We start from the raw sequence: 12,713 nt of genomic DNA on the forward strand, positions 1-12,713 counted from the left end.
CCGCGACGGCAGCGGAGGGCGTTCTAGCATGTCGGGTGACGGTGGGGTGGCGTTGCGGGAACGCGACGTCGGCAACCCGCTGGGGTATCTCGTCGAGCGCTACGCCCGGCCCCACGCCGGTCGATTCGCGCTCGGCCTGGTCGCGCTCACGCTCGCGCGAATCCCCCAGCGGATACCGGCGCTCATGATCGGCGTCGCGCTCGACGGGTTACTGTTCGCCAGCGAGCCGTACGCGATTCCGCTGGTTCCCCAGTCGTTCACGTCGACGATGACGACGACCGAACAGCTGTGGTTCACCGTTATCGTCCTCGGGATGGCCGTCGTGGCCGAGAGCGGTCTCGACTGGCTCGCCCAGTTGCTGTACGACCGGGCGACGCTGGACACGCTCCACGACGTCCGGACCGCGACCTACGAGGCCGTCGTGGGCCTGGAGATGGGGTACTTCGACGACCGCCAGAGCGGCGAGATCATGAGCGTGCTCAACAACGACGTCGACAACATGGAGGACCTGGCGACGGGGACCTACAACGGCGTCACGTACGTCACGGAGTTGCTCGTGGCCCTCCTGTTCATGGCGCTGCTCAACTGGCAACTCGCCCTCGTCGTCGCCCTGACGCCCCTCGCCCTGGGGATCACGAGCCGCCTCTACGCGAACCTCCTCGAACCTCGCTACGACACCGTCCGCGAGAGCGTCGGCTCGGTCAACGCCCGGCTGGAGGACGCTATCGACGGGATCAGCACGGTCAAGGCGTTCACCAGGGAGGACGACGAGCGAGCGCGCGTCGAGGACGCCTCGGCCGCGTACAAGGAGTCGAAGTGGTCAGCCATCCGGCTCCGCATCGGCTACGACTTCACGACGTGGCTCCTCGGCCGCGCGGGCGAGCGCGGGCTCTTCCTGCTCGGTGGCTACTGGGTGCTGTTCGGTCCGCCCGCCTTCTTCACGACGACGCTCACAGCCGGGACGCTCGTCACCTTCCTGATGTACGCCCGGTCGTTCCTCCACCCCGTCCGAAACCTCGCGGTGCGGGTTATCGACAACTACGAGAACGCGCTAGCGTCGGGGAAACGCGTCGTCGCGGTGCTCACGAGCCCCGCAGTCGCGGAGGAGAACCCCGACGCGCAAGCCATCGAGGTGACCGAGGGCCGCGTGGTGTACGACGACGTCTCCTTCGCCTACGACGGTGCCGACGAATCCGCGATCCGGGACGTCGACGCTACCGTCGAACCCGGCGAACTGGTCGGCATCGTGGGCTCGACAGGCGCGGGCAAGTCCACACTGATCAAGCTCCTGTTCCGGTTCTACGACCCGGACGAGGGTGAAATCCGGGTCGACGGCCAGGACGTCGCCGGCGTCGACCTTCGGAGCCTCCGGGACCACGTGGGCTACGTCAGCCAGGACCCGTTCCTCTTCTACGGGACGGTCCGGGAGAACGTCGCCTACGCTCGGCCCGAGGCCGACCGGGAGGACGTCGTCGCGGCCGCGAAACTCGCGGGCGCCCACGAGTTCGTCTCCGACCTCCCCGAGGGGTACGACACGACCGTCGGTGAGCGCGGCGTGAAGCTCTCCGGCGGCCAGCGCCAGCGTATCGCCGTCGCGCGGGCGATTCTCCGCGACCCCGAAATCCTGGTGCTCGACGAGGCGACGAGTCACGTCGACAACGAGACCGAACTCCAGATCCAGCAGAGCCTCGACGCGCTCGCCGGTGACCGGACGACGTTCGTCATCGCCCACCGCCTCTCGACGGTCAGAGACGCCGACCGGATTCTCGTCGTGGACGACGGGGAACTCGTCGAGGACGGCGCGCACGAGGACCTGCTCGAGGCCGACGGCCTCTACGCCGACCTCTGGCGCGTGCAGGTCGGCGACGTGGGGTCGGTCTCCGACGAGTTCCTCGACCGCGCCGTCGACGGCGAGGAGGTGGCGCGATGAGTGACGACGGCGAGTCGAGGGAGCGCCCGGACGACATCGCCGACGCCGCCGAGACCGACTGGCCGCTCGTCGACCTGATCTGGTCACAGGGGCGGCCGCAACTGCCGTACCTGGGAGTGAGCGTCACGTCGCTCGCCTTCGGCACGGCGCTAGACATGGCCGACATCTTCGTCCTGGGTATCGCTATCGACGCGATGTTCAACGGGCAGGTGTACGCGCTCCCCCTGGTTCCCGACGCCTTGATTCCGCCGGAGGAAGAGCCGCTCGCACAGCTCTGGTTCACCTTCTATCTCCTCCTGGGCATGAAAGTCGCCGACATCCTCGCGGCGAACCTGAGCCAGATCACCCGGAACGTCTTCGCCCAGCGGTTCCTCCACGGACTCCGGATCGATGCGTTCGACACCGCGACGGGCCTCGAACTGGGTTTCTTCGAGGACAGCCGGACTGGCGACGTGATGAGCGTGCTCAACAACGACGTCAACACGCTCGAACGGTTCCTCACCCGGGGCATCACCGGTGCAACGCGAGTCGTCGTAGTGCTCGTGACGTCGATGGGCCTGATGGTCCTGTTGAACTGGCAGCTCGCGCTGTTCGTGCTCGCGGCGGCGCCGCTCATCGCCGGCGTCAACTGGTGGTTCTCGCAGGTGCTCGAACGCCTCCAGGACGTGGTCCGGTCGGAGGTCGGCGACCTGAACGCCCGGCTGGAGACGACGCTCAGCGGCATCGACGTGATCAAGGCGTTCGCGGCAGAGCCGTTCGAGAGCGAGCGCGTCGCTGAAGACTCCCGTAAACATAGGGACGCGCGGTGGGGCGCAAAGCGCGTCTCGGCCCGCCACCGCCCGTCGATGCGACTCATCTCCGGCGCGTCACTCCTCGTCACGTTCGTCGTCGGCTCGGTCTGGGTAATCGACGGGGCACCGCTCTGGTTCACTGGCACGCTCACGGCGGGCGAGTTGATCCCGTTCCTGTTCTACATGCAGCAACTGACGGGGCCCATGCGCTGGGTCGCCGGCGTCATCGAGACGTTCAAGAGCGCCAAGGCGGCCGCCAAGCGCATCGTCGGCCTGCGGGACGTCGACCGACGGATCGACGACGCTGGCAAAGCGGAACTCGGGGACGTCGACGGCGACGTCGAGTACGACGACGTCGCGTTCAGCTATCCCGGAAGCGGTTCGGGAGGTGACGCCGACGATGAACCCGAGCGCGTCCTCGACGGAATGTCGTTCGACGTCGAAGCCGGCCGGACGGTCGGCATCGTGGGATCGACCGGCGCGGGAAAGTCCACGCTGATCAAGCTCCTGCTCCGCTTTTACGACGTTCGTGGGACGTCAGGCAGGTCTGACGTCCCACGAGCACAGCAGAACTCTCCGAGTTCTGAGGACGTTGAGGAGGGCGCGGTCCGCGTCGACGGGACGGACGTCCGCGACGTGACCCGCGAGAGCCTCCGGCGGTCCATCGGGTACGTCAACCAGGACCCGTTTCTCTTCAACGGGACCGTCGCCGAGAACGTCGCGTACGGCCTTCACGAAGACGGGACGTCCGACGAGGCAAAGCGCGCAGCCGTCGAACGAGCCGCGAAGGAAGCAGGCGCACACGAGTTCGTCGAACGACTCCCCGAGGGGTACGACACCGAGGTCGGCGAGCGGGGGACGAAGCTCTCCGGCGGCCAGCGCCAGCGAATCGCCATCGCTCGCGCGGTCGTCGGCGATCCGTCCATCCTCGTCTTCGACGAAGCCACCAGCCACGTCGACAACGAGACGGAGGTGCTCATCCAGGAGAACCTGGACGACCTGACCGAAGACCGGACGACGTTCGTCATCGCCCACCGTCTGTCGACGGTCCGGGACGCCGACCGCATCCTCGTCCTCGACGACGCCGAACTGGTCGAAGACGGGACCCACGACGAACTACTAGAGGCCGACGGCACCTACGCCAACCTCTGGCGGGTCCAGGTCGGCAACGTCGAGGCGCTGCCGGACGACTTCGTCGAGCGGGCGCGCATCGGCGACGACGACTGACGACGACGCCGCCTGGTGGCGACCGCAGACCGCCGTCGATACTCGCGACTCCCACATCGATACCCTCTTTTCACGTCCCGAAGGACTGTGGGACATGACTCACGAGATCGCCGTGATCCCCGGCGACGGTATCGGACAGGAAGTGACGCCCGCTGCCGTCGAGGTACTTCAGGCACTGGACGTGGACTTCGACTTCGTCGAGGGCGACGCCGGCGACGCGGTGGAAGCAGAGACGGGTGAGGCGCTCCCGCAGGAGACCCGCGAGATGGCCGCCGACGCCGACGCGACGCTGTTCGGCGCGGCCGGCGAGACCGCCGCCGACGTCATCCTCCCACTCCGGGAGGTCGTCGGCTCGTTCGCCAACGTCCGCCCCGCCGTCTCCTACCCCGGGCTCGACGCGGTTCAGCCCGACACCGACATCGTCTTCGTCCGCGAGAACACGGAGGGCGTCTACTCGGGCATCGAGGACGAAATAACCGACGGAGTCCGGACGCTCACCCGCGTCGTCACCGAAGACGCCTCCCGCGACATCGCCGAGTTCGGCTTCGACTACGCCCGACAGAACGGTTTCGACGACGTCACCATCGCCCACAAGGCCAACGTCATGCGCGAGACGGACGGGCTCTTCCTGGAGACGGCCGAAGCAGTCGCCGAAGAGCGCGGCGCCGACTACGACACCGCGCTGATGGACGCGCTCGCGATGCACCTGGTCATGCACCCCGAGGACTACGGCGTCGTCATCTGCCCGAATCTCGCCGGTGACATGCTCTCGGACCTGGCTGCCGGCCTCGTCGGCGGCCTGGGCCTGCTCCCCAGTGCCAACGTCGGCGAGGAGAACGCGCTGTTCGAACCGGTCCACGGGAGCGCACCGGACATCGCCGGCCAGGGCGTCGCCAACCCGTCTGCGATGATCCTCTCGGCCGCGATGCTGCTCGACCACCTGGACTACGACGAAGAGGGCGACCGCGTCCGAGCGGCCGTCGAAGGGGTCCTCGACGAGGGCCCGCGAACGCCCGACCTCGGCGGCGACGCGAGCACCAACGAGGTCACGTCTGCGGTTCTCGACCGGCTCTGAAGTCGGACCGCTCCGCGACCAGGCCTCCTCCCAGGTCGGACGCTCGACGCCAAAGCAAACGGTATACCGGGGCCGAACGAACCATCGCGCGATGGGTATCTCGCGCTCCCGGGGGACGACACCGTGATTCTGACCGTCACCTACAACCCCGCCGTCGACCAGACGCTCCACTTCGACGGTGAACTGGCGCCGGGAACCGTCAGCCGCACCGCGGACGCCCGGTACGACCCTGGCGGCAAGGGGATCAACGTCTCGCAGTACCTCGACGCGCTGGACACGGAGACGATAGCGACTGGACTGCTCGGCGGGTTCACCGGGCGATTCGTCGCCGATACCCTGGCAAGCGAGGGAATCTTGGCCGACTTCGTCGACCTGGACGAACCGACGCGTCTCAACACGACGGCGCTCGCCGCCGACGGGGAGTACAAGCTCAACCAGGACGGTCCCGAAGCCTCCCAGGCTGCCGTCGACGCCCTGCTGGAAATTCTCGACGAACACGATCCCGACCGTGTCCACGTCGCCGGGAGCCTGCCGCCCGGACTCGGTGCCGACGCTATCGACGCCGTTGGGACTGCGGGCGCGTGGGAGACGTCCGTCGACGTCTACGGCGACCTGCTCGCTGCCGTGGACGGAGAATACGAACTGTGCACGCCGAACCGGTCCGAACTCGGGGAGGCGACTGGAACGGACGTTTCGACCCTCGACGGCTGTGCGACCGCTGCGGAGCGGCTCCGCGACCGCGGGTTCGAACGCGTGCTGGCCTCGCTGGGGGCCGAGGGCGCGTTCTATTCCGGCCCCGACGGCGTACTCGTCGCGGACGCCCTCGACGCCGACGTGGTCGACACTGTCGGGGCGGGCGACGCGCTCGTCGCCGGCTACCTGGCCGCTATCGACGCGGGAGAATCGACGGAGAGCGCCCTCCGGAACGGGATCGCCGTCGCGTCGACAGTGGTGGAACGGTCGGGAACGAGCGTGCCGTCCTTCGAGAAAGTCGCCACGCGGAGGAGGGCAGTCGAACTATCGCAGTACTAGACCGTTTCGCGGGGCGGGTCAGAACTCCGCCTCGTACCCGTCGAGGAACGCTCGAACGTCCGCCACCGACGGTGGTTCACCGGTCCGGACGAAGCAGCCCGCGACGGCGTTCCCGACGGCCGCGGCAGCGCTGGGGTCCATCCCCTCGACGAGCGCGAGCGCGAGGCCGGCGTTGAAGTGGTCGCCAGAACTCGTCGTCAGGACCGGGTCGTCGACGACGGGGACGGCCACCCGATGGATCCCGCCCTCGCTCACGACGACTGATTCTTCGAGTCCGTGGCAGACGACCAGTGCGACGTCGAGGGCGTCGAAGACGAGTTCCGCGTCGCCCGCGGCGTCCCGATCAGACTCCGTTCCCTCGACGTAGGTATCCGCGAGAACCTCGGTCTCGGCGCGGTTCGCGGTGAGGACGACCCGGGCGACGTCGTCCAGTTTGCCGAGCGCGTCACGGCCGGCGCGAAGCCGGCCGGGGTCGAGTTTCCTGACGTCGCCAGGGTCGACGACGACCGTCTCGGGCGGGTTCGCCAGTTCCGACCAGAGTTCCCTGAGGCCAGCGACCAGGTCGGGGAGGTTCGGCGTCTCCGCCCAGTAGCCGGCACCGAAGAGTCGCGCGCCGTCGAGCCGGTTCACCAGCGTCTCGCGACCGACGCGGTCACGGAGGCGGTCCCAGTCGAGTTCCATCGAATCGCCGTTCTCGATGAGCAGCAACTTCCCGTCGTCGAACTCGACGGCGTCGGTGTATCCCGGTTCGCCGAGCGTGTGGAGCTCGTAGTCGGCGAACTCCCGCTCGAACGGCTCTTGAATGGGGTCACCGTACATTCCGACGAGGACGGGGTCGAAGCCCCACTTCCCGAAGGCGCGGCCGAGGTGGCAGGTGTGGCCGCCCGTCCGCGTTCCGCGCTGGATCCACTCGAAGGAGAGTGAGCTGTCCGCGGCGACGGAGGCCGCGACGCGGTCGCTGAACCCCGCGAGTTCGTCGAGGCGGTCGTGGGTGTCGGGGTCCCGACGGTCGGCGACGACCTCGCGGACCCGGTCGACGAAGCCGTCGAAGCCGAACACGACGCGACCGCCCGAGAGCGTGGCGGGGAACTGCTCGACCGCGTCGGCGACCGCACCGGCGGTATCCTCGTCGAACGTCGTCATATCCTGTGCATCTCGCCGGCTCCATTAGAGCGCTTCGCTGCCGCTGGAACCGGCGCAGGGCTGGCGCCCAGGACGTGCCAGCCCCGTGATTAAGTGAGTCCGGCACCTCGTTCGACACGCATGCCAACCGTCGAACTCGACGAAGAGACGGTCGAGCGGCTGGAACAGCTCCAGGTCGAAGACGAGTCCTACGACGAGATAATCACCGAGCTGATCAACATCTACGAGGCCGAGGAGCTGACGATGTTCCACGGCGGGGACGAGTACTAGTCCTGCGCGCGCTTGCAGACGCTCTCCCAGCGACCGCTGGATTCCAGGCGCTCCTGGAGGCGGTCGCAGTAGTCGGTCGCCAGTTCGGTGGCCTCGTCGAGGCGCTCCTGGTCGCTGCCGCCGCTGCCACCGCCCAGGCCGAGCGCACCTTTCACCGAGTCCATCAGTCCGCCGCCGGAGTCCGATGACTGTGACCCGCCGCCCATTGCGCCTGGTTGCTCGAGGTTGTCCAGTTCCGGGATGATCGTCGGCACGCTGGACGTGTCGGGGACGAGTCTGGCATTGTCGGGCGTTTCGGGACTCTCTATTTCGAAGTCGAGCGCCGTCATCACGAGCCCCCACTGCTGGCGGTTGAAGGACGAGGCCTCGACTCTGTCGGCGAACTCCTGGTCGAGTTGCATCCGCTCGCCGGCGATCATGCCGGTCCAGTCGTCTGACATGGGCAGACCTTGGCCTGGCGGCCCTATCAGCGTTTCCCGCAGATCCCACGCTCAGTTGACGTGAACGGCGAAAAAGACAGCGCGTCGAACCGACCTAGACGCCGCTCTCGATCGAGATGTCGGCGTGGAGTTCCTCGCGCAGCGCGTCGTGGACGTGGCAGATCTCCTCGCCCAGTTCGACGACTTTCTGCTCGTCGTCGCCCAGGTCTTCTTCGACGCGGAGGTCGAAGCGGATGGCGGAGACGTCGTCGTCCTCGTCGAGGTCGGCCTCGACGTCGATCTCGATTTCGCCGATGTCGTCGTAGCCGGTCTGGTCCGCGGCGACGCGGAGCGCCGGGAGGTAGCAGGAGGCGTAGTCGGCGACGAGTACCTGCTGTGCCGACGGCCCGTCCTCCTCGAGGGCGTCGACGGTGAGTTCCCACTCGTCGTCGATGACGTTGTTGGCGGTGTAGCCCTCCTCGCACGTGCTGGTGACTTCGATGTCTGTCATTGCGTCCGGGTGGACGAACCCCTCCCCCCTAAACGTTGTCAGATCCGACGCGGGCTGGACGACCATACGTCCGTCGGACCGACCAATTTCGGGGAACAGGATTATTTGTTTAGAGCCCTCTAATCCGATCCATAGTCGTATGATGGTTCCCACCAGAGCGTCCGTCGGAAACCAGCGGCGGGGTCGGTCGGCGTGACTGGCTGGCTAGAGGTCGCGACTATCGCCTTCGTCACCCAGTTGCTGGTGTTACCCGGCGAGAAGGTCCAGTTCATCGTCGCGGCCTTGTCGACCCGGTACCACCCCCTCCTCGTGGTCAGCGCCGCCGCCAGCGCCTTCGCCGGCTGGACCGCCCTGGAAGTCGTGTTTGGGAGCCGCCTTCAGTCGGCGCTGTCGCCGTTCGTCCTCGACCTGTTCACCGGTCTCCTGTTCTGTCTGTTCGCCGTCCTCCTGTACCGGTCCGCACCGGGGCCGGACGAGGCGTCGTTCCAGACCGACGGCGGCGCGGTCGTCGGTAGCGACGGCGAACTCGACGTCCAGGTCCCCGTCCTGAAATGGGACGTCCCGAACGTTCTCGGCGGGTTCGTCCCCATCTTCGCGATGATGGCCTTCGGTGAGTTCGGGGACAAGACCCAGCTCGTGACCATCGGCCTCGCCGCCCAGTACTCTCAGATATCGGCCATCTGGGTCGGCGAGATGGCAGCCATCGTCCCCGTCACGCTCGTCAACGCGTACTTCTTCCACCGGTTCGCCGCTCGCTTCGACCTCCGGAAGGCTCACTACGCCGGTGCTGCTCTGTTCTCGTTCTTCGGTGTCGACACCCTCCAGGCGACTCTGACCGGCGTCTCCCTCTGGGAACGACTCGTCGAGACAGTCTCCGCTCTGGTCCTCTCGCTCGTGCCGTTCGTCTGAGGGCCGTGCGTCCGCGGTAATCGACCTGGTGCGACTCGACCTGGTCCGACCGGGCGCTCGTTCGCCGAGAACTCGGCCGTGAGGCCGCCGCTGGGCGGACATTCAAGTCCCGCCCGTGCGAACACCGGAGTATGACAGCAGTCGGATTCGTCGGACTCGGAGCGATGGGCGCGCCGATGGCGTGGAACCTGGCCGACGCCGGGTTCGACCTGACCGTGTACAACCGCACCACCGAGCACGAGCGACCGTTCGCCGAAGCGGGCGTCAGCGTCGCCGACTCGCCGAAGCACCTCACGGAGCGAGTCGACGTCGTCTGCCTGATAGTCTCGGACGGCGACGCGGTCGCGGAGGTACTCGACCGCGATCTCGGCATCCTCGCCGGCGTCGACGAGGAGACGACCGTCGTCCAGATGAGCACTATCGGCCACGACGAGACGGAAGCAGCAGCGAACGCTGTCACTGACCGCGGCGGCCGGTTCGTCGATTGCCCCGTCTCCGGTACCGTCGGACCGGCGGAAGAGGGCACGCTCGTCGGCCTGGCGGGCGGCGAGGAGGACGACGTCGAATCCGTTCGGCCGGTCCTCGAGGCGATGTGCGACCCGGTCGTCTCCTGCGGCGACGTCGGCCAGGGGACGAACATGAAGCTCTTTATCAACCTCCTGCTGGGCGACGCGATGAGCGCCTTCGCAGAAGCGCTGACCTTCGGCGCCAACCGGGACCTCTCCGTCGAGGACATGCTCACCGTCGTCGAGAACGGTGCGCTCGATTCGCCGCTGTTCTCGGCGAAGGGCGAGCAGATCGCAGCCGGCGACTTCGCGCCCAGGTTCCCCGCCGACTACCAGTTCAAGGACCTGAACCTGGCGCTCGACGCCGCCGGCGAGGACGGCGTTCCGATGGGCGTCACCGCCGCCGCCCGGGAACTGTTCAGCGCGGCCCGGGGCCGTGGCCACGGCGACGAAGACATGGCTGCTGTCGTCAAACACCTCGAAGAGACGACCGGCGTCACGGTGCGTGGTGAAGACGCCGAGTGAACGGCTCGGCCGAGTTCCGCGAACCGCGTGGTCGGTTTCGGCCCCGTTAGCGACCGGGAAACGAGGGGGACGCTACAGTTCGAACGTCTCGTCGCCGTCGAGGACGTGCACCTCGGCGTCGCTGCCGGTGCCTTTCACCTCGCGGACGAAGTCCTGCGGGTCCTGTTCGATGGGCGGGAACGAGTCGTAGTGCTGCGGGAACGCGTGGTCGACGTCGAGCCAGTCGACCGCGACGGCCGCCTGCATCGGCCCCATCGTGAAGTGATCGCCGATGGGGACCGCCGCGGCGTCGGGTTCGAGGAACGGGCCGATGACGTCGCGCATCTCCGTCATCAGCCCCGTGTCGCCGGCGTGATAGAACGTCGTCGACTCTTCGTCGCTCACTTGCGTCGGCTTCGTGTCGCTGATGACGAACCCGGCCGGCATGCCGCCCGAGCCCTGTTCGTAGGTGGTTCCGAGGCCGTTGGTGTGGTCGGCCCGGTGCATCGTCACGAAGGCGTCGCCGAGTTCGATCGTTCCGCCGAGGTTGAAGCCGGCGGTGTCGGAGACGCCGTACTCGTCCTCGACGTACGCCGCCAGTTCCGGCGTCGCCGCGACCGTCGCGTCGGGGAAGGAACCGACGTCGGCGACGTGGTCGGCGTGCCCGTGCGTGAGCAGGACGTAGTCCGGCGCGTCGACGTCGTCGGCGCTCAGATCCGTCTGGGGGTTGTCGAAGAACGGGTCGATCAGAAGCGACGTTCCGCCGACCTCTACGTGCCACGTCGAATGTCCGTGCCAGGTGAGTTCCATGAGTCGCCAGTGGCTACTCGGGGCTGGCACTTAATCGTTTGAGGCCGAGCGGTGGGTTCCGCGGGTTAGAACGGCCCGGAGTTCCCGCCGTCGGTCAGCGTCGGCTTCCCCTGTGCCCGGCGCACCCACTCGGCGATGTGGTGATTGAGCGCCCAGAACAGCACGACGACCATCGACACCGTCATCGCTATCAACACGACGCCGAGGTGGAGCGCGCTCGAGGCCGGCAGTCCGATCAGTCCGACGATGCTCCCGACGATGATCATCTCGAGCGCACACCGAATGCCGGGAACGACGAAATCCGGGGCGGGGACTTCCCGCCGTTCTCCCTGCAGTTCGTCTCGATTCGCCATGGGACTCTCTTTGTGAAGGACCACCGTGTACTTTGCCCCCGCGACGGGACGGGTTTATTCGGTTCGCGCCGAAAACAGCGGGTGTGAAACCTCCCCAGTCACGTCGGGCATTTCTCGGATCGGTGGCAACCGGGGTCACCGCGACCATCGCCGGGTGCAACTCTATCGGGTCGACCGATGAGGCCGACACGGCGACGCGGACCCCAGACGAGTCCACCGCGACCGCCGGGCAGTCGCGGGACCGCGACTCCGGCGCACCGCCGCAGGGCCGGTACGCCGACGTCTACGAGAGCGTCTCCCCATCTATCGCCAGCGTCGCTGTCTACACCAGTAACGGGCAGTCTGCACAGGGGAGCGCCTTCGCGTACGACGAGCGGTACCTCGTGACGAACGAGCACGTTATCACGGACAGCGACGACGTCTATCTCCGGTTCGAGAACACCGGCTGGCGCTCGGCGTCCGTCGTCGCCACGGACGTCTACAGCGACCTGGCGGTCCTCGAGGCAGCGAACCGCCCCGACGAGGTCACGCCGCTCTCGCTCGTCGACGCGGACCCGGCCGTCGGCACGGAGGTCGTGGCCATCGGGAACCCCTTCGGCTACTCGGGGTCTATCTCGGCTGGCATCGTCAGCGGCGTCGACAGGACGCTCCCCGCCGCGAACGGCTTCTCCATCGCCGACGCCATCCAGACCGACGCCGCCGTCAACCCCGGCAACAGCGGCGGCCCGCTCGTCACGCTGAACGGCGACGTCGTCGGCGTGGTCAACTCCGGCGGTGGCGACAACATCGGGTTCGCCATCTCCGCCGCGCTGGTCCACCGTGTCGTCCCGGCGCTAATCGAGAACGGTGACTACGACCACTCCTACCTGGGTGTCACCCTGACACCGGTGACGCCGACTATGGTCGAGGCCAACCAGCTTTCCGTCTCGAAGGGCGTGTACATCGACCAGGTACTCGACGGGACGCCCGCCGACGGCGTCCTCCAGGGGAGCGGCGGGACCGAACGGGTCGACGGTGTCCAGGCGCCCGTCGGGGGCGACGTCGTCGTCGGCATGGACGGGACGCGGATTCCGACTCGGCAGGCGCTGTCGACCTATCTGGCACTCGAAACCAGCCCGGGCGACTCACTCGACGTCGACGTTGTCCGCGACGGGGACCGCCGGAGCGTCACGCTCGAACTGGGTTCGCGACCCGAGCCTGGTCGGTAATCCTCGCGAGAAACGGAAAACGCTC

The 12,713-nt window shown here is 67.5% G+C and carries 13 protein-coding genes; 8 read left to right on the plus strand and 5 right to left on the minus strand.

All coding sequences use genetic code 11. The features are described from left to right. Positions 1–28: 28 nt before the first annotated feature. From AC5FRV_RS03750 to pfkB, 4 genes are all read left to right on the plus strand, one after another. Positions 29–1,930, plus strand: coding sequence for an ABC transporter ATP-binding protein (locus tag AC5FRV_RS03750; protein WP_493559763.1), 1,902 nt, complete (start codon positions 29–31; stop codon positions 1,928–1,930). Next, positions 1,927–3,948 carry an ABC transporter ATP-binding protein gene (locus tag AC5FRV_RS03755; protein ID WP_493559764.1) on the plus strand — a complete coding sequence of 674 codons (2,022 nt, stop codon included), beginning with the start codon at positions 1,927–1,929 and terminating at the stop codon, positions 3,946–3,948. Before AC5FRV_RS03750 ends, AC5FRV_RS03755 begins: the two co-directional genes overlap by 4 nt. Before the next feature lie 94 nt (positions 3,949–4,042). After that, positions 4,043–5,023 (plus strand): isocitrate/isopropylmalate dehydrogenase family protein, encoded by a 981-nt coding sequence (locus AC5FRV_RS03760; protein ID WP_493559765.1) that lies wholly within the window; start codon positions 4,043–4,045, stop codon positions 5,021–5,023. A gap of 123 nt (positions 5,024–5,146) precedes the next feature. Beyond that, a complete protein-coding gene (gene pfkB / locus AC5FRV_RS03765; RefSeq protein ID WP_493559766.1) occupies positions 5,147–6,055 on the plus strand; it encodes a 1-phosphofructokinase in 909 nt (302 codons plus the stop codon). Between the two features lie 18 nt (positions 6,056–6,073). On the opposite strand, the gene AC5FRV_RS03770 is transcribed toward pfkB, so the two are convergent. Further along, positions 6,074–7,198 (minus strand): PfkB family carbohydrate kinase, encoded by a 1,125-nt coding sequence (locus AC5FRV_RS03770; protein WP_493559767.1) that lies wholly within the window; start codon positions 7,196–7,198, stop codon positions 6,074–6,076. Positions 7,199–7,318: 120 nt separating this feature from the next. Between AC5FRV_RS03770 and AC5FRV_RS03775 the strand changes: the two genes are divergently transcribed. Beyond that, entirely contained in the window at positions 7,319–7,468 is a 150-nt protein-coding gene (locus AC5FRV_RS03775; RefSeq protein ID WP_493559768.1) for a DUF7557 family protein, read from the plus strand. Here AC5FRV_RS03775 and AC5FRV_RS03780 read toward each other — a convergent pair. Beyond that, positions 7,465–7,908: a DUF5799 family protein gene (locus AC5FRV_RS03780; RefSeq protein WP_493559769.1), complete on the minus strand. Its 444-nt coding sequence runs from the start codon at positions 7,906–7,908 to the stop codon at positions 7,465–7,467. The two genes, AC5FRV_RS03775 and AC5FRV_RS03780, sit on opposite strands and share 4 nt — an antisense overlap. A gap of 94 nt (positions 7,909–8,002) precedes the next feature. Beyond that, on the minus strand, positions 8,003–8,398 hold the full coding sequence (locus tag AC5FRV_RS03785; protein WP_493559770.1) for an OsmC family protein: 396 nt from the start codon (positions 8,396–8,398) through the stop codon (positions 8,003–8,005). A gap of 192 nt (positions 8,399–8,590) precedes the next feature. Here AC5FRV_RS03785 and AC5FRV_RS03790 point away from each other — a divergent pair, with 192 nt between their 5' ends. Next, positions 8,591–9,307, plus strand: a complete 717-nt coding sequence (locus tag AC5FRV_RS03790; RefSeq protein ID WP_493559771.1) for a TMEM165/GDT1 family protein — start codon at positions 8,591–8,593, stop codon at positions 9,305–9,307. Positions 9,308–9,438: 131 nt separating this feature from the next. Next, the gene (locus tag AC5FRV_RS03795; RefSeq protein ID WP_493559772.1) at positions 9,439–10,338 is read left to right on the plus strand and encodes an NAD(P)-dependent oxidoreductase; all 900 of its coding nucleotides are present in this window, start codon (positions 9,439–9,441) and stop codon (positions 10,336–10,338) included. Positions 10,339–10,410: 72 nt separating this feature from the next. Here AC5FRV_RS03795 and AC5FRV_RS03800 read toward each other — a convergent pair whose 3' ends face one another. Both AC5FRV_RS03800 and AC5FRV_RS03805 read right to left on the minus strand, forming a co-directional pair. Beyond that, complete coding sequence (locus AC5FRV_RS03800) at positions 10,411–11,127, minus strand: metal-dependent hydrolase (protein ID WP_493559773.1); 717 nt, start codon at positions 11,125–11,127, stop codon at positions 10,411–10,413. 65 nt (positions 11,128–11,192) lie between these two features. Then, positions 11,193–11,480, minus strand: a complete 288-nt coding sequence (locus tag AC5FRV_RS03805) for a hypothetical protein (RefSeq protein ID WP_089817322.1) — start codon at positions 11,478–11,480, stop codon at positions 11,193–11,195. A gap of 83 nt (positions 11,481–11,563) precedes the next feature. On the opposite strand from AC5FRV_RS03805, the gene AC5FRV_RS03810 reads away from it, so the two are divergent. Next, complete coding sequence (locus tag AC5FRV_RS03810; protein ID WP_493559774.1) at positions 11,564–12,688, plus strand: S1C family serine protease; 1,125 nt, start codon at positions 11,564–11,566, stop codon at positions 12,686–12,688. The last annotated feature ends 25 nt before the right edge of the window (positions 12,689–12,713 follow it).

This window comes from Halomicrobium sp. HArcel3, assembly GCF_058933135.1.